Here is a 26,660-nt window from a genome sequence, read left to right as displayed (position 1 = left end):
TCCAGCCAATGAAGGAGTTCCGCATGGTGCGTCCGATGTTTCCGGGCCATGGTGCAATGCAAAGGCGGCCGCGCGTGCGCCGCGTCGTGCCGATGCTCGTCGCGTCGCTGTCGCTGGCCGCCGCCGGCCTCGGCGCGGCCGGCAGCGCGCGCGCGGCGATGAATTTCTGCGCGGCGCCGGCACTGCAGGCGAGCGAGACGACCCAGGCCGAGCCGGGCGTGCAGGCGCTGATCCGCAGCGTCGACGCGCGCATCGGCGAGCAGCCGAAGGCGATGGCGCGCGTGCACACCGAGGGTACGCTGCCGCATGAAGGCATCTACGACCAGAGTGCGGCCGCACTGAAGGACATGGACCTGATGCGCGACGCGGCGCTCGCGTGGCGCGTGACGAACGCGCCGCGCTACCTGCAGCTCGTCGACCGCTTCCTGTCCGCGTGGGTCTCGACCTACCAGCCGAGCTTCAATCCGATCGACGAAACGCGCTTCGAGAGCCTGATCGTCGCGTACGACATGACCGCGAGCGCGCTGCCGGTGAAGACCCGCAACGCGACGGCCGCGTTCATCGCGAAGCTCGGCGCCGGCTATGTCGCGCAGATCGACGCGCAGAAGCGCCCGCTCACCGGCACCTGGCGCAACAACTGGCAGAGCCACCGGATCAAGCTGATCGCGCTGTCCGCGTTCACGCTCGGCGACCGCAAGATGATGAACGCCGCGCAGCGGCTGTTCGTCGAGCATCTCGCCGACAACATCGGTCCGGACGGCAAGACGTGGGACTTCGAGGAACGCGATGCGCTGCATTACGCGGTCTACGACCTGCAGCCGCTGGTGACGGCCGCGCTCGCCGCGCGCCGCTTCAACCGCAACTGGCTGCGCGAACGCGGCGCGAACGGTGCTACGCTCGCGGCCGCGCTCGACTGGCTCGTGCCGTACGCGCTCGGCGAGAAGACGCACGAGGAATTCGTGAATTCGCCGGTGCCGTTCGACGCGAAGCGCCGCGAGGCCGGCCTGCCGGGTTACACGGGGCAGTGGGACCCGAAAAACGCCACCGAACTCTTTCATCTGGCCGCGCGGCTCGACGGGCGCTATGCCCGCGTCGCGCAGCAACTATCCCCAACGCCGCCCGCATGGCTCGCCGCGTGCCTGCCATTGCAGGCGCGCTAGCACTACTCTTAAAGCAAGGCAGGTATCGAAATGGCAGTCAGCGTGTTTGACCTCTTCAAGATCGGCATCGGTCCGTCCAGTTCGCACACGGTCGGACCGATGCGCGCGGCGCTGATGTTCGTCCAGGGCCTCGAGCGCGACGGGATGCTCGATGCAACCGCCCACGTGAAGGTCGAGCTGTACGGCTCGCTCGGCGCCACCGGCAAGGGCCACGGTACCGACCGCGGCGTGATGCTCGGCCTGCTCGGCGATGCGCCCGACACCGTCGATCCCGAAACCATCGACGCACGCCTGGAAGACGTCCGCAAGTCGAAGAAGCTCGCGCTGCTGGGTACGCATCCGGTGCCGTTCGTGCTGAAGGAGAACATCGCGTTCTATCGCCAGGCGCTGCCCGAGCATCCGAACGGGATGAAACTGCGTGCATCCGACGCAAACGGCGCGGTACTGGTCGAGCGCACCTACCTGTCGGTCGGCGGCGGCTTCGTCGTGACGGCCGGCGCGCCGAACACGAAGGTGCTGAGCGCGGCCGAGCAGATGACGCACCCGTTCCGCACCGGCGCCGAGCTGCTCGCGCTGACCGAGTCGACCGGCAAGTCGATCGCGCAGCTGATGTGGGACAACGAGCGCGCGTGGCACACCGAGGAAGAAACACGCGATGGCCTGCTGAAGATCTGGGCCGTGATGCAGTCGTGCGTGTCGCGCGGCTGCGGGATCGGCAACCCCGATGCCGACGGCAACCTGCCCGGCCCGTTCCAGGTCAAGCGCCGCGCGCCGCAGCTGTACCGCACGCTGACAGGCAGCCCGGAGCGCGCGCTGCAGGATCCGCTGTCGATGATCGACTGGATCAACCTGTACGCGATCGCGGTCAACGAGGAAAACGCGGCCGGCGGCCGTGTCGTCACCGCGCCGACCAACGGCGCGGCCGGCATCATCCCGGCCGTGCTGCACTACTACACACGCTTCACGCCCGGTGCGAACGAGCAAGGCGTGATCGACTTCCTGCTGACGGCCGCCGCGATCGGCATTCTTTACAAGCTCAACGCGTCGATCTCGGGCGCGGAAGTCGGCTGCCAGGGCGAAGTGGGCGTCGCATGCTCGATGGCAGCCGGCGCACTTGCCGCCGTGCTCGGCGGCACGCCGCAGCAGGTCGAGAACGCGGCCGAAATCGGGATGGAACACAACCTCGGCCTCACCTGCGACCCGGTCGGCGGGATGGTGCAGATTCCGTGCATCGAACGCAATGCGATGGCGTCGGTGAAGGCCGTCAACGCGGCGCGCATGGCGCTGCGCGGCGACGGCTCGCACTACGTGTCGCTCGACTCCGTGATCAAGACGATGCGCGAGACGGGTGCGGACATGAAGACGAAGTACAAGGAAACGTCGCGCGGCGGGCTGGCGGTGAATATCGTCGAGTGCTGATGCGGTAACGACGGTCATGCGGGGCGAATCGATACCCCGCATGACCGCCGGACATGGTTGCGCGTTGCGTCACGCCTGCCGGGCACGCTAGTCGTTCAACCAGTTCTCCAGCCGCACGCCCGGATAGCTCACGAAATCCCGCTCGTTGTTGGTCACCAGCACGACGTCGAGCGACACCGCATGAGCCGCGATCAGTTTGTCGAGATGATCCTTCTTCCGTTCGCGGGTCGCTTCGCGGACAGGGCCGTACGCTTGCGCGGCCACCGCGTCGAACGGCGCGACCGGAATATCCTCGATCAGCGCGGCGAGATTGCTGCGCTCCTGGGCAGGACTTGCACACGCGGTCACACCGTACTCGAGTTCGGCATAGGTAATCGCCGACATCACGACGTCCCCCGTGTAGCACTGTGCAAACCGCCTCGCGACCTGTTCCGGCTGACTCTTCAACAGATAGATGCACATGTTGGTGTCGAGCATGTAGCGCGGCATCACAAGCCCTCGCGGTCGGCCTGCTCCTGGTCGCCACGCCCTTCGGCCATGAAATCCGGCCCGAATTTCGCGAACTTCTCGAGCACGCTGGTCAACGGCCGTCGCATCGGCCGAATACGGATTTCGTCGCCGATCCGTTCGATTTCGAGCTCGATATCGCTGCGCTCGTAAGCAAGGTCCGCCGGAATCCGTACGGCTTGCGAGTTGCCGTTCCGAAACACCCTCGTGGTATGCATGTCGATCTCCCATGCGTGTGTACGAAGGATGTACTTTAGGTTATTTCCGAGGCAGTGTAAATCCATGTGTGTACGTGACTCCGAAGCGGTCGTGGATGGCGGCATGCGATACGGGGGAGACATTCACCATGCCGGCGGCCGGTCAAATGCGGCAAACCGGTATGCAATCCGGGGCGACTCGCCACGCGCTTGACCGTGGCAGCGGATCGTCCTGTCCGGTTCGATGCTTGCAGCCGCCACTTTCCACCGTCCGGCAATCATGCACCAGTCGTCCTTTCGGCCAGCCGAACCCGGCGCGCACGGATGACGCACCGTCCGAATCACCCAGCGTTCCGACACTTTTCACCGGCCGGCATACCGGCGCCCCACCGACAGGCGTAAGCTGTACGTCCCGCTACCCAGGGAGACGGCAGCCCATGTCGCATTCCAAGGATCTCGAGCAGCCCGCCACGACCGGCGCGCGACTGCTCGTCGATGCGTTGCTCGCCAATCACGTCGAACGCGTGTTCTGCGTGCCGGGCGAGAGCTTCCTCGCCGTACTCGATGCGCTGGCGGACGACACCGCGCGCATCCAGACGGTCGTCTGCCGCCACGAGGCGGCCGCCGCGAACATGGCCGAAGCGGTTGGCAAGCTGACCGGCCGCCCCGGCATCGCGTTCGTCACGCGCGGGCCCGGCGCGACCCATGCGTCGATCGGCGTGCACACCGCGTTCCAGGATTCGACGCCGATGATCCTGTTCGTCGGCCAGTGCGCGCGCGAGCACCTCGACCGCGAAGCCTTCCAGGAAATCGACTACCGGCGGATGTTCGGCCAGATGGCGAAATGGGTCGCGCAGATCGACGACCCGCGCCGTATCCCCGAATACCTGAGCCATGCGTTCCACGTCGCGACGTCCGGCCGGCCCGGCCCGGTCGTGCTCGCGCTGCCGGAGGACGTCCTGTCCGAAGCGTGCGCGTCGCAGCCCGTCGTGCCGGCCGCGAAACGCGTCGCGGCCGCGCCGTCGGCCGGGCAAGTCGACGAGCTGCGCGAGCGGCTCGCGCGCGCGGAACGGCCGATCGCGATCGTCGGCGGCAGCGGCTGGACGCCTGAAGCCTGTGCGAACCTGCGCACCTTCGTCGAACGCTGGCAACTGCCTGTCGCGTGCGCGTTCCGCTTCCAGGACACGATCGACAACGCGCACCCGAACTACGCGGGCGACGTCGGGCTCGGGATCAATCCCGCGCTCGCGAAACGCATCCGCGACGCCGACCTGCTGCTCGTGATCGGGCCGCGCCTGGGCGAAGCGACGACCGGCGGCTACACGCTGCTCGACATCCCGAAGACACGCCAGACGCTGATCCACGTACACCAGGGCGCGGATGAGCTCGGCCGCGTGTATGCGGCCGACCTGCCGATCGTGTCGGGGATGCCCGAGATCGCCGCGCCGCTCGCCGCACTCGAACCGCCCGAGCGCCCGGCCTGGGCCGGCGCAGCCGCCGACGCCCATCGCGCGTACCGCGAATGGCATGCGCCGCTGCCGATGCCCGGCGACGTCCAGCTCGGCGACGTGATGGTGCAGTTGCGCGAGCGCCTGCCGCACGACGCGATCCTCACCAACGGCGCCGGCAACTACGCGATCTGGCTGCATCGCCACTTTGCGTACCGGCACTTCCGTTCGCAGCTCGCGCCGACCAGCGGCGCGATGGGCTACGGGCTGCCGGCCGCGCTCGCCGCGAAGTCGCTGTACCCGTCGCGCGCGGTCGTCGCGCTCGCGGGCGACGGCTGCTTCATGATGGCCGGCAACGAGCTCGCGACCGCGATGCAGTACGGGCTGAACATCGTCGCGATCGTCGTCAACAACGGGCATTTCGGCACGATCCGCATGCATCAGGAGCGCAACTACCCGGGCCGCGTGCACGGCACGGGGCTCACGAATCCCGATTTCGCCGCGTATGCGCGTGCGTTCGGCGCGCATGGCGAGACGGTCGAGCGCACCGCCGATTTCGCGCCCGCGCTCGAACGCGCGCTGACTTGCGGGCTGCCCGCGGTGATCGAGATCCGCATTCCGCAGGACGCCAGCACGCCGGCCGCGACGCTCGAACAGATCCGCGAGCAAGGCCGCCGCGCGCGCGGCGGATGACGGTGGATACGCGCACCGCGCCGCCTGGCGTCGCGCTGTCGCATGAGGACGCGCTGGCCTGCCCCGGCACCCTGCTCGCGCCCGACGGCACGCTCGTCGCACCTTACGACCTCGAGCAGGGTGGCGCGCGTGCCGACGGCCACGTGCCGGCCGCGCCGGCACTCGGCCTGCTGCACGCCGCGCACCGGCCGTTCCGGCTCGACTACGACGGCGCGCGGCATGTGCACGTGTTCAACGGAATGGGCGTCACGCTCGGCGATTCGGTGATCGGGCTGACCGCCGTCGCCGCGCTGCGTGCAGCCCGCCCGAGCCTGCGCTTCACGCTGTACCGGCCGGCCCACGCACCGCGCTATGTCGAAGCGCTCTATGCGCTCGCGGCCGACGTCGTCGCGCCGTCGCGCGCGCTGCCGTGCCCGGTCGAAGCGTTGCCCGCCGATGCACCGTGCATCGACGTCGGCAATCACCTGTACTGGCCCGCGTTCGCGCAGCTGCCGATGATCGATTTCTTCCTGGATGCGCTCGGCGTCGATCCGGCCGCCGTGCCGGCCGTCGCGAAGCGCAACCGCTGGCTCGCACGGCTGCCGCTGCCCGTGCTGCCGGCCGCGTGGCAGCGGCCATACGTGCTGTTCTGCCCGAACGCGACTACCGCCGTGCGCAGCGTGCCGCCTGCCCTGCGCGCGGCGTTCGTGGAACGGCTCGTGCAGCGCTACGGGCTGCCGGTGGCCGGCTTCGGCCCGGTCGCGCATCCGGATTACGTCGACGTGAGCGGCGATGCCACCGACACCGCGCGCTTCATCGCATGGGTCAGGGGCGCCAGCCTGCTGTTCGCGCCCGACACGGCCGCGCTGCATCTCGCCGACGGTTTCGACGTGCCGACGCTCGCGTGCTTCACGACGATCGGGCCGGCGCTGCGCGTGCGCGACTATCCGCATTGCGTGCCGGTCGAACTCGAGCTGCCGGCCGAATTGCACGGGCTGCACCGCAGCGAGCGGCCGGACGATCTCGCGGCGGTCGACGCCGCTTACAGGAAGTTCGACTGGGATGGACTGCCGTGGCCCGCGCCGCGCGATGCGGCAGCGTCGACCAGCGGATAAGGAAACAGGGCGCGGCTGCCGGGTTGGAACGCCGACCGCGCCGCCTTCGTCACCCCGCCGCGACCATCACCGCGCGATCGCGCAGCGTCTCCGACGGCCGCTTGCCGAACAGACGCCGGTAATCGGTCGCGAACTGGCTCAGGTGCCAGAAGCCCCACGCCTCCGCAACATCCTGCACCGAACCTGCCGCGCGGCCGCACAGGTCGCGCCGCGCGCCGTTCAGCCGCAGCGTGCGCAGATAGGTCGCGGGCGCCATCCCGAGCACGTCCTGGAAGCAGTACTGCAGGGTGCGCCGGCTCACGAGCAGCTGCTCGCACAACTCCGGCACGCCGACCGGGCGCGTACGGTGCGCGAGCACGTAGTCGCGCGCCTGTTCGACGATCCAGCGGCGCGTCGACGGCGCGGCGCCGCTGCCGTCGTCGGCAGGTTGCGCGCACGCATCGAACAGCGCGGCCAGCACGTCGGCCTGCAGGTCGTCGCGCTGCGCATCGGGCAGCGGGGCGGCCATCGCCACCGCGCTGTCGAGGCGGCGGCCGAGCAGCGCACACAGCCGCGCGAGCCGCGCATCGCCGACCTGCATCACGCGCTGCGTGAACAGCCGCTCGTCGAGCGCCCGGTGCTCGACTTCCTCCGCATAGCGGCGCAGCACGTCGCCGCGCACGACAACGCCGTAGATCGAGAACTGCGCGGGTGTCACCAGTTCGAATTCGACGTTGCCGGGCCGAAACGCGAGCGCGCCGGGCCCGATCCGGCATGCATCGACGCGCGCGGTGCCGTCGCACACGAGCGGGATGCCGAACCAGTACGCGTCGCCGCGCACCTCGCACGCCTGGCGCAGCAAGTGGCTCGTCGATTCGCGAAACAGCTTCATCGTGTCGAGTGGCAGCTCGGTCAGCGTGCCGACGAAGCGGCCGGCCGCGAGCTGGTCGTAGGTTTGCCGCCATCCGATCAGGTTGCGCGCCTGCTCGTCCGCATCGTGCGCGACGCTGACGACGGCCTGCCCGGCCTGCGCGTCGTCGCCCTGCGCGTTGCGCCGCGTGTCTTCGGCGGTCGGTTCTTCCCTGCACGCCACGTATTGATCCATCGTGTCCTCCCTCACCTGCCCGGAACCGCGCGTATCACGCAAGTCCCGTGCCGAACCGCACGGCCCGGCGACCAGCCCGTCATTCCACACAGCCTGGCCGGTGCGCGCCATGGGGGCGCACCCGAAGGCGGCGTCCCGCGCACGCCGCCGGTGCGGCAAGCGCTGCGACCGCGCATCGGGCCGTGACCGGCGCCCGGATACCGGCTACCCGGCCGGCTTCAGCCGCACGACCCGCGTGCCGCAGTTGCCGTACGCCTGCGCGACCGCCAGCTCGACGATCGCACTGCCGGCCGCCCACGGCGCCGCGTCCGCTTCAGGCAGATCGGCCCGCAACGTCGCGCGACCGTTGATCCGGTAGCGGACTCCGCGCACGAAATCGACGAACAGCAACCCGACACCGCTGCCGTCGCACGCGGCCGCGTCGATCCGGCCACCGTCGCTGTCGTGCGCGGGCAGCGCGAACCGCAGTGTCTTCGTGTCGATCACGCGAACGACGGGCAGCAGATCGCCGTTCGCATCGCGCAGGCTCTGCACGATGTCGCAGGTCACGGTGGCGCAAGCGCCGCTTGCCGTGCCGATGAACATGAACGGCTGCGACTCGACGAACTGCCGCACGCCGATGCTCAGCCGCGTGGTCACGACGTCGCTCATCCGCTCGGCTTCGTCTGCGACGCCGAAGCGGTGTTGCGCGTCGAGTTCACCCGCATGGAATACCGGGTGACGCGGAAAGGATCTAGGCAGTTCTGCCATGCTGGTGCTGGTTGTTGTTGTCGCGCACATCGGCGCACCGTGCCGCCGCAAGCACGCGGCCGCCGGTATCGTTTCCGGGGCGGGCCGCCAGAAAGCGCGGCCCGCGCCAAGCGTCGAATGTCGAATGTCGGGATCGAACTGGACGAAGCACCGGGACCGACCGGCCCCGGCGCTACGCCCCTGCTCCGGCGATCAGAAGAACCCGAGCGCCTCGGCCTGGTAGCTGACCAGCAGGCACTTCGTCTGCTGGTAGTTCGACAGCGCCATCTTGTGCGTCTCGCGGCCGATCCCCGACTGCTTGTAGCCGCCGAACGCCGCGTGCGCGGGGTACAGGTGGTAGCAGTTGGTCCACACGCGGCCGGCCTCGACCTCGCGGCCCATCCGGTACGCACGCGTGCCGTTGCGCGTCCACACGCCCGCGCCGAGCCCGTAGAACGTGTCGTTCGCGAGTTCGATCGCTTCCGCCTCGTCCTTGAACGTCATCACCGACGCGACCGGCCCGAAGATCTCTTCCTGGAACACGCGCATCTTGTTGTTGCCGAGCAGCATCGTCGGCTTCACGTAGTAGCCCGTGCCGAGTTCGGCAGCCGGCGCCGTGCGCTCGCCGCCCGTCAGGCATTGCGCGCCTTCGCCGCGACCGATGTCGATGTACGACAGGATCTTGTCGAGCTGCTGCTGCGACGCCTGTGCGCCGATCATCGTCTGCAGGTCGAGCGGGTGGCCGGCCTTGATGCGTTCGACACGCGCGACGGCCTTCTCGATGAACTTCTCGTAGATCGATTCCTGGATCAGGATCCGCGACGGGCACGTGCACACTTCGCCCTGGTTCAGCGCGAACATCGCGAGCCCTTCGAGCGCCTTGTCGAGGAACGCGTCGTCCTGGTCGAGCACGTCGGCGAAGAAGATGTTCGGGCTCTTGCCGCCCAGTTCGACCGTCGACGGGATCAGGCTGTCGGCCGCCGCGCGCAGGATGTGCTTGCCGACCGGCGTCGAGCCCGTGAACGCGATCTTCGCGATCCGCTTGCTGGTCGCGAGCGCCTCGCCCGCTTCCTTGCCGAAGCCGTTCACGATGTTGATCGTGCCGGCCGGGAACAGGTCACCGATCAGCTCCATCAGCACCAGCACCGACGCGGGCGTCTGCTCGGCCGGCTTCATCACGACGCAGCAGCCGGCCGCGAGCGCCGGTGCGAGCTTCCATGCGGCCATCAGCAGCGGGAAGTTCCACGGAATGATCTGCCCGACGACGCCGAGCGGCTCGTGGAAGTGGTACGCGACGGTGTTGTCGTCGATCTCGGAGATGCCGCCCTCTTGTGCGCGGATGCAGCCCGCGAAGTAGCGGAAGTGGTCGATCGCGAGCGGCAGGTCGGCCGCCATCGTCTCGCGCAGCGGCTTGCCGTTGTCGATCGTCTCGGCCACGGCCAGCAGCTTCAGGTTCTTTTCCATCCGCTCGGCAGCGGCGAGCAGCAGGTTCGCGCGCTCGGCCACGGACGTCTTGCCCCACTTGCGGCGCGCGGCATGCGCGGCATCGAGCGCCAGCTCGATGTCGTCGGCGCCCGAGCGCGGCACACGGCAGAACGGCTGGCCGTTGATCGGCGACACGTTCTCGAAATACTCGCCCTTCACCGGCGCCACCCACTTGCCGCCGATGTAGTTGTCGTACTGCTGACGGTACGGGTATTCGACGTCGAGGCCCAGTTGCTTCAGGTCAAACGGGTTCATACATGTCTCCTGTTCATCGTGCTTGTGTGAGTACAGCGCCGGTTGGAATGCGCTGCACCCGTTTACGCAACATGCGTGCCAAACAGGACGGGAGCGCGTCGATCACGGCCTGCCCGCGTACGCGCCGTGCGGTGTTCACGCACGCAGCACGACGGGTGTGCCGATTCTGAACACCGCGATTGCGCAGCGGCGCGGCCGGTGTTCGAAATTTCCACAGTGCGCAGCGCGCATGTCGCACGCGAATGCGGGCCGCGCCGCGTGGCATGTCGCTTGCGTGCGAATCGACGATCGACACGCCACGGCATTCGCGCCGACCGACACCATGAACGACCCGGGCCCGCTGACCGACGACGCCATCGCATTCATCCGCGAGCAGGCGTTCCTGATCGTCGCGACCGCCGACGCGGCCGGCAACAGCGACTGCTCGTACCGCGGCCGCCAGCCGCGCGGCGACGGGTCGTTCGAGCCGCTCGTCCACATGCCCGACCGCCGCACGCTGGTGCTGCCCGACTTCGCGGGCAACAACCTGTTCAACACGATCGGCAACCTGCTCGTGAATCCGGCCGTCGCGCTGCTGTTCGTCGATTTCGTGCGCCAGACGACCTGGCTCGTGCAGGGCCGCGCGACGATCGACGAGGATGCGGGAAGCCGCGCACACCTGTGGCCGGACGCACGGCGCTACGTGGTGGTGGAGGTGGAACAGGCGCAAGCACGCCCGGATGCGGCGCTGCCGCCGCTGGTGCTGGCGTGATGCGCGTGGCGGATCGTCGGCGTGCGAATGCAGCGATGACGAAGTGAAGCGGCGCTCCGGCTGCCGGGGCCGAAGCGCCCGTGCGCGCCGACGCGACGCTCAACGCCCGTGCGCCTCCGGACAAGCCGTTGCGATCCGGCTGGGCACCGGTACGTCGGTATGGGCGTGCCCGTCGGTGTCGTCGCCCGCTTCGGTGGCCGCTCCGGCGGCCACTCGCCGCCCGCCGAGGAACACGAACACCACCACCGCACACAGCACGGTGACGACCGCCAGCCCGGTCAGCAACCGGTCGAACGCATGCGAGTAGCTCGCGATCAACGCCGCGTGTCCGACGCCCGGCAACGCCGCCGCCGCGCCCGCGAGATCGCCGGTCGCGAGCCGTGCGGCCGCCCGCAGCGTCGCGTCCGGCGTGCCGGCCGCGCCCGCCGCCTGCCCCAGCCGCGTCTGCGCGAGCGCGGCCAGCACCGCACCGACGATTGCCAGCGCGATCCCCTCGCCGGCCACGCGCGTCGTGCTGAAAATTCCCGTCGCCATCCCCGCGCGTTCCTTCGGCACGACGCTCACCGACAGCCCGTCCATCAGCCCCCACGGCATGCCGGCGCCGACGCCGATCGCGAGCATCGGCGCAATCGCCGCGGGCCCCGCGCCGCCGCGCAGCGCGATACCGAGCCACACGAGCCCGGCCGCCGCGACGAGCAGCCCGAGCCCCGAGATCACGCCGGCCGACAGCCAGCGCGTGAGCGTCGCCGCGACGAGCGGCACGACCAGCATTGGCGCGGAAATCGCGAGCATCAGCCAGCCGGCGTCGATCTCGCTGAAGCCGTCGATGCCGATGAAGCGCAGCGGCAGCACGACGAGCAACACGATGTAGCAGCAGCAAGTCGACACCGGCAGCACCTGCACGCCGACGAAGCGTGCGATGCGGAACAGCGACAGATCGAGCATCGGCCGCGCGACGCGCGTCTCGATCGTCACGAACGCACCGGTGCCGAGCGCCGCGCCGGCCAGCAGCGCGATCACGAGCGCACTCGACCAGCCGCGCGCGGGCGCCTCGATCACGCCGAACGTGAACAGCGTCAGCGCGGCGGTGAACGCCGCCGTGCCGGGCCAGTCGAGCCCCGTCGCATGCGGGTCGCGCGACTCGTGCATGCGCGGCAGCCCGAACACGAGCGACGACACGCCGGCCACCGCACTCGTCACGAAGATCGCGCGCCAGCCGTAATGCCCGATCAGGCCGCCGGCCAGCACGGGCCCGAACGCCAGCCCGATGCCGAAGGTCGTGCCGAGCAGGCTGAAGGCACGCGTGCGCGCCGCGCCGTCGAATTCCTGCGCGAGCGCGGCCGTGCCGCCGGCGAGCGCCGCGGCCGCCGCGAGCCCTTGCGCGGCGCGCAGCAGGTCGACCGCGAGCATCGACGGCGCGAACGCGAGCGCGACCGACATCAGCGTAAAGCCGCCGACCCCGATCGCGAACAGGCGCTTGCGGCCGAATTGATCGGCGAGCGCGCCTGACGCCATCAGGAAACTGCCGAACGCGAGCATGAACGCGTTGGTGATCCAGTTCATCGCGACGGGGCTGCCGTGCAGGTCGCGGCCGATCGCGGGCGTCGCGACCGCACCGCCCGAAAACGACAGCGGCAGCGCGACCGCGGCCATGCAGACGGCGGCCAGCACCCAAGCGCGCCGGCGCGTCGACCGGGCCGAAACGGCTGAAACAGGGTGATCCATCATCGCTCCTCGAAAAGCTGGCGCGGTTGCGCCGTCAGAGCGACAAAAGATAAATCCGATTCAATTCGCGAAAAACCACGCGAAGTTCCGCATATAACGGACTAAAATTCCGCAATTCTCCCGGTCGCGTGCGTCGGCACGCACGCTTCGACTCAATGGAAAACCTCACCGGCATCGTCGCCTTCGTCCGCACCGCCGAAGCGCTGAGCTTCGTCGCGGCCGGCCGCACGCTCGGCATCTCGGCCTCGGCGGTCGGCAAGACGATCGCGAAGCTCGAACAGTCGCTCGGCGTGCGGCTGTTCAACCGCACGACGCGGCGCGTCACGCTCACCGAGGAAGGGCGGCACTTCTACGAACGCTGCCAGCGGATCCTCGAGGATTTCCGCGATGCGGAAGCGACCGTGACGGCCTCCGCGCAGCGCCCGCGCGGCAAGCTGCGCGTGAGCCTGCCGGTGATCGGCTACCGCTTCCTGTTGCCCGTGCTGCCCGAATTCCGGCAGCGCTACCCGGACGTCGAGCTCGATCTCGATTTCAACGACCGGATGGTCGACGTCGTCGAAGGCGGGTTCGACGCGGTGATCCGCAGCGGGCCGCTATCCGATTCGAGCCTGATGTCGCGGCGGCTCGGCCCGTTCGCGTTCGTGCTGTGCGCGACGCCCGCGTATCTCGCGCACGCCGGCACGCCGCGCACGCCGCGCGACCTCGAAGCGCACGACTGCGTGCGCTACTGCTTCCCGACCACCGGCAAGCTGCAGGACTGGGCGCTCGCGGCCGACGACGGCACGCCGCTGAAGCTGCGCACCGCGATGACCTGCAACAACATGGAAGCGCTGCGCGGCACCGTGCTCGCGGGGCTTGGCATCGGCTACATGCCCGATTTCCTCGCGCGCGACGCACTCGAACACGGCGCGCTCGTCACCGTGCTCGACGACTACCGGATCGCGCCGGGGCAGTTCTCGATCGTGTGGCCGTCGAGCCGGCAGCTGTCGCCGAAGCTGCGCGTATTCGTCGATTTTCTGTGCGAGCGGCTGTTCAGGTAGCCGGGTAGCGGGCGCCTCGACGGCCGCCCTCATGCCGTTCGAATGGCGCGCATGCCGCCACGCGGCAGCGGCCCGCGTACGCCCCTTTTCAGTCCGCCCCGATCCGCTCTGCTTCCGCCGGCGGCAGCAGCGCATCGCTGTCGTCCTTCAGCCCGACGCCCGTCAGCTGGAGCCTGCGCGCATGCGTCATCAGGTAATGCAGCTTGTGCGCGGCCGCCGCGTGCGGCAGCCCTTCGGGCCGCACGTTCGAGATGCAGTTGCGCAGTGCGTCGTGGCAGCCGACTTTCGGCGCCCACGTCAGGTACACGCCGAGACTGTCCGGCGAGCTGAGCCCCGGCCGTTCGCCGATCAGCATCGCCACGACCTTCGCGCGCAGCAGCTCACCGATCTCGTCGCCGAGCGCGACGCGCGCCTGCGTCGCGACCACCACCGGGCCGACGCGCCAGCCGTCCGCATCGAGCCGCGGCCGCACGGCCTGCAACAGCGGCAACGCCTGCTTCGCGGCCGCGAACGCCGACAGCCCGTCGCCGACCACGAATACGACATCGGGTCCGTCGCCGCTCACCGCGTCGCCGTGCGCAGCCAGCAGCGCGCGCCCTTCGTCGGACAGCTTGCGGCCGAGATCGGGCCGGCGCAGGTAATGCTGACGATCGGGCGCGGCGCTCTGCACGCCGAGCGTCGCGAAGCCGGCTGCGTCCAGTTCGCGCCGCAGGGCGTCCGAATCGAGCGGCTGGTGCACCGCGTCGCGCGCCTGTGCGTGCGACAGGTTGAACGCGAGCAGCGGCGCGGTCGGCAGGCTGTTGCCCGCACGGCCGAGCGCGATCCGCGCGTTCGTGAACGACTTCAGCTGGCCCCACGGATTCTTTTCGACGGCGTCGCTCATGCTGACAACCCCATCCAGTCGTTCGCGCCGGCCAAAAGCGGCACGCGCGACGTCGCCGCGCGCAATGCGCCGTGCGCGTCGGCGATCTCCATCGTCTCCAGCCACTCCTCGAATTCCGGCGCGCGGCGCAGCCCGAGCACCTCGCGCACGTAGAGCTGGTCGTGGAACGACGTGCTCTGGTAGTTCAGCATCACGTCGTCCGCGCCCGGGATTCCCATGATGAAGTTGATGCCGGCCGCACCGAGCAGCGTCAGCAGCGTGTCCATGTCGTCCTGGTCGGCTTCCGCGTGGTTCGTGTAGCAGATGTCGCAACCCATCGGCACGCCGAGCAGCTTCCCGCAGAAGTGATCCTCGAGCCCCGCGCGGATGATCTGCTTGCCGTCGTACAGGTATTCGGGGCCGATGAAGCCGACCACCGTGTTCACGAGGAACGGCTCGAACTTGCGCGCGACCGCATACGCACGCACTTCGCAGGTCTGCTGGTCGACGCCGAAGTGCGCGTTCGCCGACAGCGCGCTGCCCTGGCCCGTCTCGAAGTACATCAGGTTATTGCCGACGGTGCCGCGCTTGAGCGACAACGCGGCCTCGTGCGCTTCGCCGAGCAGCGCGAGCGAGATCCCGAAGCTCGAATTCGCCTTCTCGGTGCCCGCGATCGACTGGAACACGAGATCGACCGGCGCGCCCTTCTCGATCGCCGCGATCGTGTTGGTCACGTGCGTGAGCACGCACGACTGCGTCGGCACGCCGTAACGTTCGCGGAACCCGTCGATCATCGCGAGCAGCTTCACGATCGCCGCGAGGCTGTCGGTCGCCGGGTTGATGCCGATCATCGCGTCGCCGCAGCCGTACATCAGCCCGTCGAGCATCGACGCGGCGATGCCCTTCACGTCGTCGGTCGGATGGTTCGGCTGCAGCCGCACCGACATCCGGCCGGCCAGCCCGACCGTGTTGCGAAAACGCGTGACGACGCGGCGCTTTCTCGCCGCCGCGATCAGGTCCTGGTTGCGCATCAGCTTCGACACGGCCGCGACCATCTCGGGCGTGAGGCCCGGCGCGATCCGTTCGAGCGCCGCGCCGTCGGCCGGGGGCGACAGCAGCCAGTTGCGGAAATCGCCGACGGTGAGGTGCGAGATTTCCGCGAACGCCTGCGCGTCGTGATCGTCGATGATGAGGCGTGTGACCTCGTCGTCTTCGTACGGGATCACCGCTTCGTTCAGGAACGCCTTCAGCGGCACGCCCGCGAGCGCGATCTTCGCGGCCACACGCTCCTCCTCGCTCGCCGCCGCGACACCGGCGAGCTGGTCGCCGGAACGCAGCGGGCTCGCCTTCGCGAGCAGCGTCTTCAGGTCCGCGAAGCGGTACATGCGCGGACCGATCGTCTCCGTGTAGGACATCTGCGAGCCTCCTTGCCCATCCTAGCCAAAAGCCGACGGCGCGCCCGTTCGACGGGGCGCGCCGGATGCCGTCAGAAACGGCCTGCCACTTTTACCTTCACCCTGCTCACTCCTCCAGCAGCGCGTCGCCCGGCGCGCTCTCGCGCTGCGAACGCGTCGCGAGGAAGTACGCGTAGCCGACCGCGAGAAAGCCCAGGAACACCAGCGCGACCAGCCCGTTGAAGTACACCATCGTACCGAGGCAGACGAGCGCCGCCAGGATCGCGAAGGCCGGGAAGATCGGGTACAGCGGCGCGCGGAACGGCCGCGCCATGTTCGGCTGCGTGCGGCGCAGCTTGAACAGCGACGCCATGCTCACGATATACATCACGATCGCACCGAATACCGACATCGTCACGATATTCGCGGTGAGCGTCTGCCCGCCGAACTGGATCAGCTCGTCGCTGTAGATCGCCGCGATGCCGACCACGCCGCCCGCGAGGATCGCGCGGTGCGGGGTCTTGAAGCGCGGATGCACCTTGCCGAGCCACTCCGGCAGGTAGCCTTCGCGGGCCAGCGCGAAGATCTGGCGCGAATAGCCGAGGATGATCCCGTGGAACGACGCGACGAGCCCGAACAGCCCAAGCCACACGAGCATGTGCATCCAGCCGCTGTTCGCGCCGACGATGTACTTCATCGCCTGCGGCAGCGGATCGTTGATGTTCGCGAGCTTGGTCCAGTCGCCCGCGCCGCCGGCGAACACCATCACGCCGATCGCGAGCGCAACGAGGGTCAGGATCCCGGCCACGTAGGCGATCGGAATCGAGCGCTTCGGGTTCTTCGCTTCCTCGGCGGCCATCGCGACGCCTTCGATCGCGAGGAAGAACCAGATCGCGAACGGGATCGCCGCGAACATCCCGTGGAACGCGCCGACGCTGAAATGATCGGCGCCCGACCAGCCGCCTTTCGTGAAGTTGCTCCACGCGAAGCCCGGCGACACGACGCCCATGAACACCAGCAGCTCGAAGATCGCCAGCAGCGTGACGACCAGCTCGAAGGTCGCCGCGATCTGCACGCCGACGATGTTCAGCGCCATGAACACGAGATACGCGCCCATCGCCGCATGCTTGGGCTCGAGGCCCGGGAACTGCACGTGCAGGTACGCGCCGATCGCAAGCGCGATCGCGGGCGGCGCGAACACGAACTCGACGAGCGTCGCGGCGCCGGCGAGATAACCGCCGGTCGGGCCGAACGCACGGCGCGCATATGCGAACGGGCCGCCCGCGTGCGGGATCGACGTCGTCAGCTCGGTGAAACTGAAGATGAAGGTCGTGTACATCGCCGCGACGAACAGCGCGGTGACGACGAAACCCAGCGTACCGGCACTCGCCCAGCCGTAGCTCCAGCCGAAGTATTCGCCTGAAATCACGAGGCCGACCGCGATGCCCCACAGTTGCCAGGTCCCGAGCGTCTGCTGCAGCGCGGGCTGGCCGGACGACTTGGCGCCGGCGGCGGGCCGGCCATTCGACTCTGCTTTCATCGGACTCTCTCCTCAAAGGCGCCGGGCCTGCCGGCCAGCGCGACTGAGAATCGATGCTAGAGAGTCATTAAACGACGTGTTATCGAAATTCGGCAAAGATCGCGGCTGACATTTCGCTTGCGGAAACACCGGCCGCGCGGGTTGCAACGACGATCCGGCCGCACGACGCGGGCCGGATCGCCCGTGCTTACTGCCCGCCGCCGCGCTGGTTGAACCAGCGGTCGAGCAGCTTGCCGGCCGCCTCGCGGCCGCCGAGGCCGAACGACAGCGCCACGGCCACCGCGATCGCGCCGAGCACGAGGCCGAACGCGAGCTGGACGATCTCGTTCGCGATGCCCATCGCACGCAGCCCCATCGCGAACACGAGGCCGAGGATCGCGAATTGCGCGATGCGCGCGAACAGCACGCTGTGTTCCCGGTCGGCCTGCTCGATCACGCGGCGCGCAAGGCCCGCGAGCCACACGCCGATCACGAGGATCACGCCGCCCATCAGCACGTGGCCGCCGAATTCGATGAACAGCGTGACGACGTCACGCACCTGCGAGAAGCCGAGCCGGTTCGCGGCTTCGACCGACGCGAACAGCATCGCGAAGAACACGATCAGCCGCGCGACCAGCACCGACGGCTGCAGGATGCCCGAGAACACGCGCTCGACGCCGAGCACGGTCGGCAGCCCGTCGACGCCGGCAGCTTCCAGCAGCTTCTGCGCGAGCGAGGCGACGAAGCGCGCGAAGTAGAACGTGACGAGCACGATCACGATCGCCGCGACGATGTCCGGCACCGCGCCGAGGAACTGGTTCAGCATGTTGGTCGCGGGGATCGAGATCGCTTCGATCTTCAGCGCGTCGAGCGCGGAGATCAGCGTCGGCACGAACACGAACACGTAGACGATCGTGCCGATCAGGCTCGACACGCGCACGGGCGTCGGGCTGTCGAGACGCTGCGTGAGGCGATCGGCGCCGGCTGCAACGAGCAGGTTCGTCACGAGGCCGCGCAGCACGCGCGCGACGATCCAGCCGACGAAGCCGATCACCGCGGCCGCGAACAGGTTCGGCACGATCGCGAGCAGCTTGTCGACCATCCCCTGCACCGGCGACAGCAGGCCCGACAGCGCGAACGACGCGAGGATCGCCGGCAGGAACATCAGGATCACGAGCCAGAACAGCACGTCGCCGAGATAACCGCTCATCGGCTGCATGCCGGCGCCTTCGGACAGCTTGTCGTCGATCTTGCTGGCCTTCAGCGCGCGGTTCGCGAGGCTGCGCAGCAGCGACGCGATCAGCCACGCGATCAGCGTCAGCGCCGCGCCGCCGATCAGGTTCGGCAGATAGTTGACGATGTGCGTGACGAGCAGCGAGAACGGATTGGAGACCGCGTACAGGTTGAGCACGTTGAAGATGCCCACCGCGGTGACGAGCAGCACGAGCCAGAACAGCCCGCCGGCGATGATGCGCTCGACGCACGCGCCCTGGCCGGTGCTGTCGGTGATCCGCTTGTCGACCTTCAGCGCGTTGAGCAGGCGCAGCGCGCCGGCCCGCACCACCACGGCGATCAGCCAGCCGATCACCAGGATGCCGATCGCGCCGGCGATCTTGGGCAGGTATCCGCCTAGCGTGGCCTGCAGCGACGTGATGAAGCTGGAAGCATCCATTTCTTCTTCTCCCGAAAAACGTGGTGTTGCGATTGAACATCGACGAACTACCTGCGTACTTCGAAAAGCGTGCTGCCCGGTTCGAGCAACTTACCCGAGAAAAATGACGCGATCACCCGATTTCACCGTCTTTAACTTTAGTCATAGATCGCAGGGGGGCAAGACCCCATTTCGGCAAAATTAAAAAGGGGCGGATTCAGTGGGACTACGCGTTTCCGCAAGATTTATCCATTCGGCCCGTGCTACCGTGGCTTCGGTTCTTGCCCGGACACGTCGATGACAGCCGAAACGAAAGCCGACACACCCGCGTGGATCCGCTATGCGGCGCGCGTGGCGCGCGTTCGGAAACCATCCGCGCGCATCTCGACGGCCCGCTCGACCTGAACCGGCTCGCCGAAGTCGCGTGCCTGTCGCCGTATCACTGGCAACGCGTGTACCGCGCGCTGTACAACGAGTCGATCGGGCTGACGGTGCGGCGGATGTGGATCGTGCGTGCGCCCGTCCGAGGATCTCGTGTGTATCGCGCGGCCGATCGACGAGATCGCACGGCGGGCGGGCTACGGTTCGGCGCACGCGTTCGCGCGGGCGTTGCGTGCCGCCTGCGCCGCACCGGCGCACGGGCGTCCACCAGCCGATCTATCCGCTGCAGAGAGGAGAGGAAGACATGTTCAAGCACGAAGTCGAAATCCGGCGGCTGCCGGAACTGCGTGGCTACGCGGTGGCGCACACCGGCGCGTACATGAAGGTCGGCGAGGCGTTCGGGCGGATCGGCGCCTGGGTCGGGCAGCACGGGCTGATCGGCCCGGGCGCGAAGATGATCGGTATTTTCTACGACGATCCGGACACGACGCCCGAAGCACAACTGCGCGCGAAGGCGTGCTTCATGCCGGCCGACGGCGCACCGGACGTCGAGCCCTTGCCGCCGATCGAACGCGCGACGGTCGCGGGCGGCGAATACGCGGTGCTGCTGCATACGGGGCCGTATGCGGACCTGAAGTCGGCCTACCAGTGGCTCTATGGCGACTGGCTGCGTCATTCGGGCCGCGAGGCCACCGACGCGCCGCCGTTCGAGCTGTACCTCAATACGCCGATGGACGCGGCGCCGGCCGACCTGCGTACCGAGATCCACCTGCCGTTGCGCTGAGCGACGGGCCGCTGCGCCGGCCGTGAAACGAAGCGCGCCGGCCGATGTTCAGGCCCGGCCGGCGCAAATGAGCTGCATGCTTGTTACGTCGCCTGCGTCCCGCACCCGGGGCAGAAGCGTGCGTCGGCCGCCAGCGCGGTGTGGCAGCGGCCGCAGGCCCGGCTGCGTTGCGCCGCGCCGCACTGCGCGCAGAAGCGCGCGTCCGCCGCGTTGAGCGCGCCGCAGCCCGCACACGCGAGCTGGCTCAGCGGCGCGTTGCCGCCCTGCCCGCCATTCGCGTCGGCCGGCGCCTGCCAGCCCCAGCCATGGCGATCGCGGCCGCGTGCGTCGTGGCCACCCTGCCCGTCCCGGCGCTGCCCGCCGTGATGCCCGCCGCCGCCGTGACCACCGCTGCCACTGCCGCCGTTGCCGTGCCCGCTGCCATGGCCACCGCCGTGGCCGCCCAGGATTCGTTTCAGAAAGCTCATCGCCCGCTCCTCAACGCTTGGCCTGCGTACCGCCGAACGCCCCCGAGGACGACAGCAGCCGCAAACCGTTGGCCACGACGATCAGGCTCGCGCCCGCGTCGGCGAAGACCGCCATCCACATCGTGCCGAGCCCCGCGACCGTGAGGCCGAGGAACACCACCTTCACGCCGAGCGCGAAGCCGATGTTCTGCACCAGCACGCGGTGCGTCGCGCGCGACAGCCGCACGAACGCGGGAATCTTGCGCAGGTCGTCGTCCATCAGCGCGACGTCGGCCGTCTCGATCGCCGTGTCCGTGCCCATCGCACCCATCGCGAAACCGATGTCGGCACGTGCGAGCGCCGGTGCATCGTTGATCCCGTCGCCGACCATCCCGACCGCGCCCGCGCCGACGGCCGACAGTTCCTCGACCGCCGCGAGCTTGTCTTCCGGCAACTGGTTGCCGCGTGCGTCGTCGATGCCGGCCTGCTGCGCGATCGCCTGCGCGGTATGCGGGTTGTCGCCCGTCAGCATCGCGGTGCGGATACCGAGCGCGTGCAGATCGGCGATCGCTTCACGGCTCGTGTCCTTGATCGTGTCGGCCACCGCGAAGATGCCGAGCACGCGCGCTTCGTCGACCAGCACCACGACGCTCTTGCCCTGCCGCTCCAGCGCGTCGAGCTTCGCTTCGAGCGCCGTCGAGCAGCGCTCGAGCTCCTCGACGAGCCGGTGGTTGCCGAGCCAGTAGCGCGTGCCGTCGATCGTGCCGCGCACGCCACGCCCGACGATCGCTTCGAAGTCCTGCACATCGGCGAATGCCGCCGTGCCGGCATCGCGCGCCGCGGCCGCGATCGCCTGCGACACCGGGTGATCGGAGCGCGCCGCGAGGCTCGCACCGAGGTGACGGACACGTGCTGCATCGGCGTCGTCCGCATGCACGTCGAAGTCGGTCTGCACCGGCTTGCCGTGCGTGATCGTGCCGGTCTTGTCGAGCGCGAGCCACGCGAGCTTGCGCCCTTCTTCCAGGTAGACGCCGCCCTTCACGAGAATCCCGCGCCGCGCGGCAGCCGCGAGACCCGACACGATCGTCACCGGCGTCGAGATCACCAGTGCGCACGGGCACGCGATCACGAGCAGCACCAGCGCGCGGTAGATCCAGTCGTGCCACGCGCCGCCCATGACGAGCGGCGGCACCACCGCCACCAGCAGCGCGACCGCGAACACGATCGGCGTGTAGACGCGCGCGAACTGGTCGACGAAACGCTGCGTCGGCGCCTTCGCGCCTTGCGCTTCCTCGACCGCGTGGATGATCCGCGCGAGCGTCGAGTTCGCCGCGACGGCCGTCACGCGGTATTCGAACGAACCCGATTCGTTGATCGTGCCCGCATACACGGCGTCGCCGGTCGTCTTTTCGACGGGCAGGCTCTCGCCGGTGATCGGCGCCTGGTTGACCGTCGAGCGTCCCGCGACGACTTCGCCATCCAGCCCGATCCGCTCGCCCGGCTTCACGCGGACGACCGCACCGAGCGCGACCTGCGCGGCCTCGATCGTGCGCCACGAGCCGTCGGCCTGCTGCACGGTCGCGGTGTCCGGCGCGAGTTGCATCAGGCCCTGAATCGCATTGCGCGCGCGATCGAGCGACTTCGCCTCGATCAGCTCGGCGATCGTGAACAGCACCATCACCATCGCGGCTTCCGGCCACTGGCCGATCGCCATCGCACCCGTCACCGCGATGCTCATCAGCGCGTTGATGTTCAGGTTGCCGTTGCGGATCGCGATCCAGCCCTTCTTGTACGTGGTGAGCCCGCACGCAAGCACCGCGGCGAGCGCGAGCGCCGCCGCGAGCCACACCGGCAGCCCGGCCCACGTCGCGCCTTCGGATGCGATCGCGGCGACGCCGGCCAGCGCCAGCGGCCACCACGGCTTCGCGGGCGCGTCGGCGACGCGCGCCGCCGGTGCGCCGGCCGTTGCGGCCTCGGGCGTCATCCCGAGCGAGCGGATCGCGCTTTCGAGCGCCGGCTGTGCGCCGGGCACGTGCTCGACGGTCAGCATCCGCTGCATCAGGTTGAATTCGAGCGCCGACACTTCGTTCATCCCGCCGAGCTTCTTGCGGATCAGCGTTTCCTCGGTCGGGCAGTCCATCTGCATGATCCGGAACGCCGAGCGCACGTGGCCCGACGCCGTCGCCTGCGCGACCGGCAGCGGCGCGAGCGTCAGCGCCGCAGGCGCGCAGCAGTCGCCGGCCGCGTGGTCGTGGTCGTGGTCGTGGTCGTGGTCGTGGTCGTGGTCGTGGTCGTGGTCGTGGTCGTGGTCGTGGTCGGCATGGTCATGCGCAGCGTGGTCGTGCGAGCACGTCGCGCCGTGCTGATGCGCGCCGCCGTGCGAATGATCGTGATCATGGTCATGGCCGCGCGATGCAGCCTCGCCGTACGCGCGCTCGCCGGCCGCCGGCGCCGCGTCGGCTACGGTCGCCGTGTGCGTGTCGCGCGGGTCGGCGCAGCACGCATCGGCGCCGCCGGCATGACGGTGTCGTGGGTCGTGGGTACGCTTGGCGTCGGTCATGACAACCTCCTTTGTGGCTTGACGGTGTAGAGTTAACACCCTGAAGCCACTACAAGGTCAACCCTTACACGGGAGAAAGGCATGAAGATTGGCGAACTGGCCAAAGCGGCCCGCTGCACCCCCGAGACGATCCGTTTCTACGAGAAAGAGGGGCTGATGCCGGATGCGGAGCGCACCGACTCGAACTACCGCAACTACACCGACGTGCACGTCGAACGGCTGCGCTTCATCCGCAACTGCCGCGCGCTCGACATGGCGCACGACGAAATCCGCGCGCTGCTGCAGCTCACCGACACCCCGGCCGACCGCTGCGATTCGATCAATTCGCTGCTCGACGATCACATCGGGCACGTCGATGCGCGCCTCGCGGAACTCACGCATCTGCGCGACCAGCTCACCGAATTGCGCCGCCAGTGCGTCGGCGAGCATTCGGTCGAGGATTGCGGAATCGTGCATGGGCTCGCGACGATGGAAACCGTCGCGCCGGCCGCCAAGCGATCGCATCTCGGCTGAAACCCTTGTGGAATAAGATAGTATCGATGAGAATAGTTATATTCTTACTAGGTATTAGATAACTATTCATGCCAACGAGTCGCCCATCCCCGCTCGCGCTGGCCGTCCTCGCGACGCTCACCGAAACGCCCATGCATCCGTACGGGATGCTGCAGCAACTGAAGGCCCGCGGATACGACGAAGTCGTCAACGTGCGGCAGCGCACGAGCCTCTACCAGACGATCGACCGGCTGCTGCGCGACGGGCTGATCGCCGTGCACGACACCGAGCGCGACGGCGCGTTTCCGGAGCGCACGCTATATGCGCTGACCGAAGCCGGGCACACGGCGGGACAGGCGTGGCTGCATGCGCTGCTCGCGGAGCCCGCGCGTGAATTCCCGGTGTTCGGCGCCGGCCTCGCGTTCCTGCCGCTGCTCGATGCCGAAGATGCCCGCCATCAACTCGAACTGCGGATCGCGCGGCTCGACGCCGAACGCGAACGGCTGGAAGCGCTGCGCGCCACCGCGCAGGCCGACCAGGTGCCGCGCCTGTTCCTGCTGCAGAACGAACATGCGCTGGTGCTGCTCAATGCGGAGCTCGATTGGGCACGCAGCGTCGTCGAACACCTGAAGATCGGTGCGCTGCGCTGGGTGGACGGCTGACGTGTCACGCAGGTCGATTCCCGTCAGTCACGGGAATCGACCCGGTCAAAGTACCTTGCCGGGATTGAGGATGCCGTGCGGGTCCAGCGCGGCCTTCAGGCGTCGCATCAGCCCGATTTCCGCGTCGCTGCGCGTGTGCGCGAGATAAGGGCGCTTGAGCACGCCGATCCCGTGCTCGGCCGACACCGAGCCGCCCATGTCGCGCACGACCGCGTACACGCAGCGATCGAGCGCATCGAGATCCGCGTCGGTCATCCCGGCCAGCGATACGCCGATGTGCACGTTGCCATCGCCGACATGGCCGAAGAACAGGCACGTGACGTCCGGCCAGCGCGCCCGCAGCGCCGCCTCGCAGCGTTCGGCGAACGCGCCGAGTTCGCCCGTCGGCAAACTCACGTCGAAATTGACGAGATGCGGCAGCGCATCGATCGCGAGACCTTCGCGCAGCGTCCACAGGTCGCGCGCCTGCCGCTCCGACGTCGCGAGCACCGCGTCGTCCACCAGCCCGGCATCGAACCCGGCCGCGAGGCCCGTTTCCAGCGCCTGGTGCGCATCGCCGCCCGGTGCGCTCGTCGCGCATTCGATCAGCACCGCGAAGCCATCTTCGCCGACGAACGGCGCCGAGACGCCCGGCGTGTGACGCGCGACGTAATCGTAGAACGCCGGCCACATCGCTTCGAAACTGACGACTTCCGGCAACGTGCGCACGCGGTTCCACAGCGCGACCACCGCATCGTAATCGCGCACACGGCAAAGCGCGGTAGCCGGCGCGGCGAGCAGCGGATGCAGCCGCAACACCGCGCGCGTGACCACGCCGAGCGTCCCCTCGCTGCCGATGAACAGCTGCTTCAGGTCGTAGCCCGCGTTGTTCTTCAGCATCCGGTTCATCGACGACACGACCGTGCCGTCCGCGAGCACGGCCTCGAGCCCGAGCACTTGCTCGCGCATCATGCCGTAGCGGATCGCGCGCGTGCCGCCCGCATTGGTCGCGAGCATGCCGCCGATCTGGCACGAGCCACGCGCGCCGAGATCCACGCCGAACGTGAAGCCGGCCGCTTCCGCTGCTTCCTGCACCGTCTGCAGCGGCGTCCCCGCGCGCACGGTCATCGTGCCGGCCGCCACATCGATCGCCTCGATACCGGTAAAGCGCTCCATCGACAGCACGACCTCGCCGCCGAGCGCGACCGCGCCACGCGCGAGCCCGGTCAGCCCGCCCTGCGGCACGACCGGCTGCCCGAGCCGCGCGCACAGCGCGAGCGTGCGCGACACGTCGTCGACGCTGCGTGGGCGTACCAGCGCACGCGGCCGCACGCCGGCCGGCTCGTTGTACGCGGTGAAGTAGCGCGGATCGATGTCGGCAGAAGGCGTGACGAGCGCCTCGCCCAGTTCGGCGACGAGCACGCCGTCGAGCGCCTCGCCCGACAGCCGCACGTCGCGCGGTCCGCCGCCCGCGGCAACCGTCTCCCGGATCTGCATCGCGCGGCCCCGCTTACTTGGTCGAGATGTCGATATCGCCGAAATACTTCAGGCCGAGCGTCTTCACCGTGCCGTCCGCCTTCAGCTTGTCGATCGCCGCGTCGAGCTTCGCCTTCAGTGCGTCGTCGCCCTTGCGCAGCCCGAATGCGATGCCGCTGCCGAGGATCTTGTCGTCGTGCACGGGCTGGCCGACGAACGAGAAGCCCTTGCCGTCCGGGCGCGACAGGAAGCCGCGCTGGCCGGACGGCGCGAGCACGAGCGTCGCGTCGAGGCGGCCCGCGACCAGGTCCGCGTACGCCTGGTTCTGGTCCTGGTACGCGACGATCGCGATGCCGGCCGGCTCCCAGTGCGCCTTCGCGTAGGTTTCCTGGATCGACGCCTGCAGCACGCCGACGCGCTTGCCCTTCAGCGATTCGGGCGTCGGCAGCAGGCCGCTGCCGGTGCGGGCGATCAGCTGGGTCGGCACGCGGTAGATGATCGTCGTGAAGTCGATCGCCTGGCGGCGCTGCTCGGTCGCGTTCATCGCCGAATTGATCGCGTCGAACTTGCGGCCCTTCAGTGCGGGAATCAGCCCGTCGAACGACGTCTCGACCCATTTGCACGACAGCTTCGCCGTCTGGCAGACGGCATTGCCGACGTCGATGTCGAAGCCCTGCAGATCGCCGTTCGGCGCTTTCGATTCGAACGGCGGGTATTGCGCTTCGAGGCCGAAACGCAGCGTCTGTGCGTCGGCGAGCGCCGCGCCGGAGCCGATTGCGCATGCGAGTGCAAACGCGAGTTTCAGGGTGGCCGTGTGCTTCATCGTGATCTCCTGTGACTGGTCGATGCGACGCGCCCGTCGCCGGG

General features: G+C 68.8%; 22 protein-coding genes and 1 pseudogene. 9 read left to right on the top strand and 14 right to left on the bottom strand.

The features are described 5' to 3' along the window. Positions 1-23: 23 nt before the first annotated feature. Positions 24-1,160: an alginate lyase family protein gene (locus U5809_RS30760; protein WP_322089278.1), complete on the top strand. Its 1,137-nt coding sequence runs from the start codon at positions 24-26 to the stop codon at positions 1,158-1,160. A 30-nt stretch (positions 1,161-1,190) separates the two neighbouring features. After that, positions 1,191-2,579: an L-serine ammonia-lyase gene (locus U5809_RS30755; RefSeq protein ID WP_176049058.1), complete on the top strand. Its 1,389-nt coding sequence runs from the start codon at positions 1,191-1,193 to the stop codon at positions 2,577-2,579. An 87-nt stretch (positions 2,580-2,666) separates the two neighbouring features. Here the strand turns inward: U5809_RS30755 and U5809_RS30750 are convergent, their stop codons facing one another. Continuing rightward, on the bottom strand, positions 2,667-3,068 hold the full coding sequence (locus U5809_RS30750) for a type II toxin-antitoxin system VapC family toxin (RefSeq protein WP_322089277.1): 402 nt from the start codon (positions 3,066-3,068) through the stop codon (positions 2,667-2,669). Continuing rightward, positions 3,068-3,304 carry a type II toxin-antitoxin system VapB family antitoxin gene (gene vapB / locus U5809_RS30745; RefSeq protein WP_322089276.1) on the bottom strand — a complete coding sequence of 79 codons (237 nt, stop codon included), beginning with the start codon at positions 3,302-3,304 and terminating at the stop codon, positions 3,068-3,070. The genes U5809_RS30750 and vapB overlap by 1 nt, the downstream gene beginning before the upstream one ends. 416 nt (positions 3,305-3,720) lie before the next feature. On the opposite strand from vapB, the gene U5809_RS30740 reads away from it, so the two are divergent. Beyond that, positions 3,721-5,424: a thiamine pyrophosphate-binding protein gene (locus U5809_RS30740; RefSeq protein WP_322089275.1), complete on the top strand. Its 1,704-nt coding sequence runs from the start codon at positions 3,721-3,723 to the stop codon at positions 5,422-5,424. After that, positions 5,421-6,518: an ADP-heptose--LPS heptosyltransferase gene (locus U5809_RS30735; RefSeq protein WP_322089274.1), complete on the top strand. Its 1,098-nt coding sequence runs from the start codon at positions 5,421-5,423 to the stop codon at positions 6,516-6,518. The genes U5809_RS30740 and U5809_RS30735 overlap by 4 nt, the downstream gene beginning before the upstream one ends. 49 nt (positions 6,519-6,567) lie before the next feature. Here the strand turns inward: U5809_RS30735 and U5809_RS30730 are convergent, their stop codons facing one another. The 3 genes from U5809_RS30730 to U5809_RS30720 form a co-directional block, all read right to left on the bottom strand. Continuing rightward, positions 6,568-7,602 carry a helix-turn-helix domain-containing protein gene (locus U5809_RS30730; protein WP_322089273.1) on the bottom strand — a complete coding sequence of 345 codons (1,035 nt, stop codon included), beginning with the start codon at positions 7,600-7,602 and terminating at the stop codon, positions 6,568-6,570. 204 nt (positions 7,603-7,806) lie between these two features. After that, positions 7,807-8,352: a hypothetical protein gene (locus U5809_RS30725; protein WP_322089272.1), complete on the bottom strand. Its 546-nt coding sequence runs from the start codon at positions 8,350-8,352 to the stop codon at positions 7,807-7,809. 192 nt (positions 8,353-8,544) lie between these two features. Further along, positions 8,545-10,071, bottom strand: coding sequence for an aldehyde dehydrogenase family protein (locus U5809_RS30720; RefSeq protein WP_282506326.1), 1,527 nt, complete (start codon positions 10,069-10,071; stop codon positions 8,545-8,547). A gap of 322 nt (positions 10,072-10,393) precedes the next feature. Between U5809_RS30720 and U5809_RS30715 the strand changes: the two genes are divergently transcribed. Further along, entirely contained in the window at positions 10,394-10,822 is a 429-nt protein-coding gene (locus U5809_RS30715; RefSeq protein ID WP_322089271.1) for a pyridoxamine 5'-phosphate oxidase family protein, read from the top strand. A gap of 99 nt (positions 10,823-10,921) precedes the next feature. Here U5809_RS30715 and U5809_RS30710 read toward each other — a convergent pair whose 3' ends face one another. Next, positions 10,922-12,547, bottom strand: a complete 1,626-nt coding sequence (locus tag U5809_RS30710; protein WP_322089270.1) for an MFS transporter — start codon at positions 12,545-12,547, stop codon at positions 10,922-10,924. Between the two features lie 155 nt (positions 12,548-12,702). Here U5809_RS30710 and U5809_RS30705 point away from each other — a divergent pair, with 155 nt between their 5' ends. Continuing rightward, positions 12,703-13,587, top strand: a complete 885-nt coding sequence (locus U5809_RS30705; protein WP_322089269.1) for a LysR family transcriptional regulator — start codon at positions 12,703-12,705, stop codon at positions 13,585-13,587. A gap of 88 nt (positions 13,588-13,675) precedes the next feature. Here U5809_RS30705 and eutC read toward each other — a convergent pair whose 3' ends face one another. The 4 genes from eutC to U5809_RS30685 all read right to left on the bottom strand — a co-directional run bounded on the left by eutC (position 13,676) and on the right by U5809_RS30685 (position 19,034). Beyond that, positions 13,676-14,470 (bottom strand): ethanolamine ammonia-lyase subunit EutC, encoded by a 795-nt coding sequence (eutC, locus tag U5809_RS30700; RefSeq protein ID WP_176049075.1) that lies wholly within the window; start codon positions 14,468-14,470, stop codon positions 13,676-13,678. Further along, complete coding sequence (locus U5809_RS30695; protein WP_322089268.1) at positions 14,467-15,864, bottom strand: ethanolamine ammonia-lyase subunit EutB; 1,398 nt, start codon at positions 15,862-15,864, stop codon at positions 14,467-14,469. Before U5809_RS30695 ends, eutC begins: the two co-directional genes overlap by 4 nt. A gap of 106 nt (positions 15,865-15,970) precedes the next feature. After that, positions 15,971-17,383, bottom strand: coding sequence for an ethanolamine permease (gene eat, locus U5809_RS30690; protein ID WP_282506320.1), 1,413 nt, complete (start codon positions 17,381-17,383; stop codon positions 15,971-15,973). Positions 17,384-17,570: 187 nt separating this feature from the next. After that, complete coding sequence (locus tag U5809_RS30685) at positions 17,571-19,034, bottom strand: mechanosensitive ion channel (RefSeq protein WP_176049082.1); 1,464 nt, start codon at positions 19,032-19,034, stop codon at positions 17,571-17,573. Positions 19,035-19,310: 276 nt separating this feature from the next. On the opposite strand from U5809_RS30685, the pseudogene U5809_RS30680 reads away from it, so the two are divergent. Then, positions 19,311-20,178, top strand: a pseudogene (locus tag U5809_RS30680) (AraC family transcriptional regulator). Positions 20,179-20,261: 83 nt separating this feature from the next. On the opposite strand, the gene U5809_RS30675 reads toward U5809_RS30680, so the two are convergent. Both U5809_RS30675 and U5809_RS30670 read right to left on the bottom strand, forming a co-directional pair. After that, complete coding sequence (locus U5809_RS30675) at positions 20,262-20,645, bottom strand: zinc ribbon domain-containing protein (RefSeq protein WP_322089267.1); 384 nt, start codon at positions 20,643-20,645, stop codon at positions 20,262-20,264. A 10-nt stretch (positions 20,646-20,655) separates the two neighbouring features. Beyond that, complete coding sequence (locus U5809_RS30670; RefSeq protein ID WP_322089266.1) at positions 20,656-23,184, bottom strand: heavy metal translocating P-type ATPase; 2,529 nt, start codon at positions 23,182-23,184, stop codon at positions 20,656-20,658. 81 nt (positions 23,185-23,265) lie between these two features. On the opposite strand from U5809_RS30670, the gene cadR reads away from it, so the two are divergent. Both cadR and U5809_RS30660 read left to right on the top strand, forming a co-directional pair. Further along, positions 23,266-23,697 (top strand): Cd(II)/Pb(II)-responsive transcriptional regulator, encoded by a 432-nt coding sequence (gene cadR, locus U5809_RS30665; protein ID WP_011546785.1) that lies wholly within the window; start codon positions 23,266-23,268, stop codon positions 23,695-23,697. Between the two features lie 68 nt (positions 23,698-23,765). Continuing rightward, a complete protein-coding gene (locus U5809_RS30660; RefSeq protein ID WP_322089265.1) occupies positions 23,766-24,338 on the top strand; it encodes a PadR family transcriptional regulator in 573 nt (190 codons plus the stop codon). 45 nt (positions 24,339-24,383) lie between these two features. Here U5809_RS30660 and U5809_RS30655 read toward each other — a convergent pair whose 3' ends face one another. Next, a complete protein-coding gene (locus U5809_RS30655) occupies positions 24,384-25,814 on the bottom strand; it encodes an FAD-binding oxidoreductase (RefSeq protein ID WP_322089264.1) in 1,431 nt (476 codons plus the stop codon). A 13-nt stretch (positions 25,815-25,827) separates the two neighbouring features. Further along, positions 25,828-26,616 (bottom strand): ABC transporter substrate-binding protein, encoded by a 789-nt coding sequence (locus U5809_RS30650; protein ID WP_176049093.1) that lies wholly within the window; start codon positions 26,614-26,616, stop codon positions 25,828-25,830. Positions 26,617-26,660 lie beyond the last annotated feature (44 nt).

This window comes from Burkholderia sp. BCC1999 (assembly GCF_905339975.1).
GTDB lineage: Bacteria > Pseudomonadota > Gammaproteobacteria > Burkholderiales > Burkholderiaceae > Burkholderia.
The sequence above is the reverse complement of the archived record's forward strand: the minus strand, read 5'-3'. Positions and strand labels throughout refer to the sequence as shown.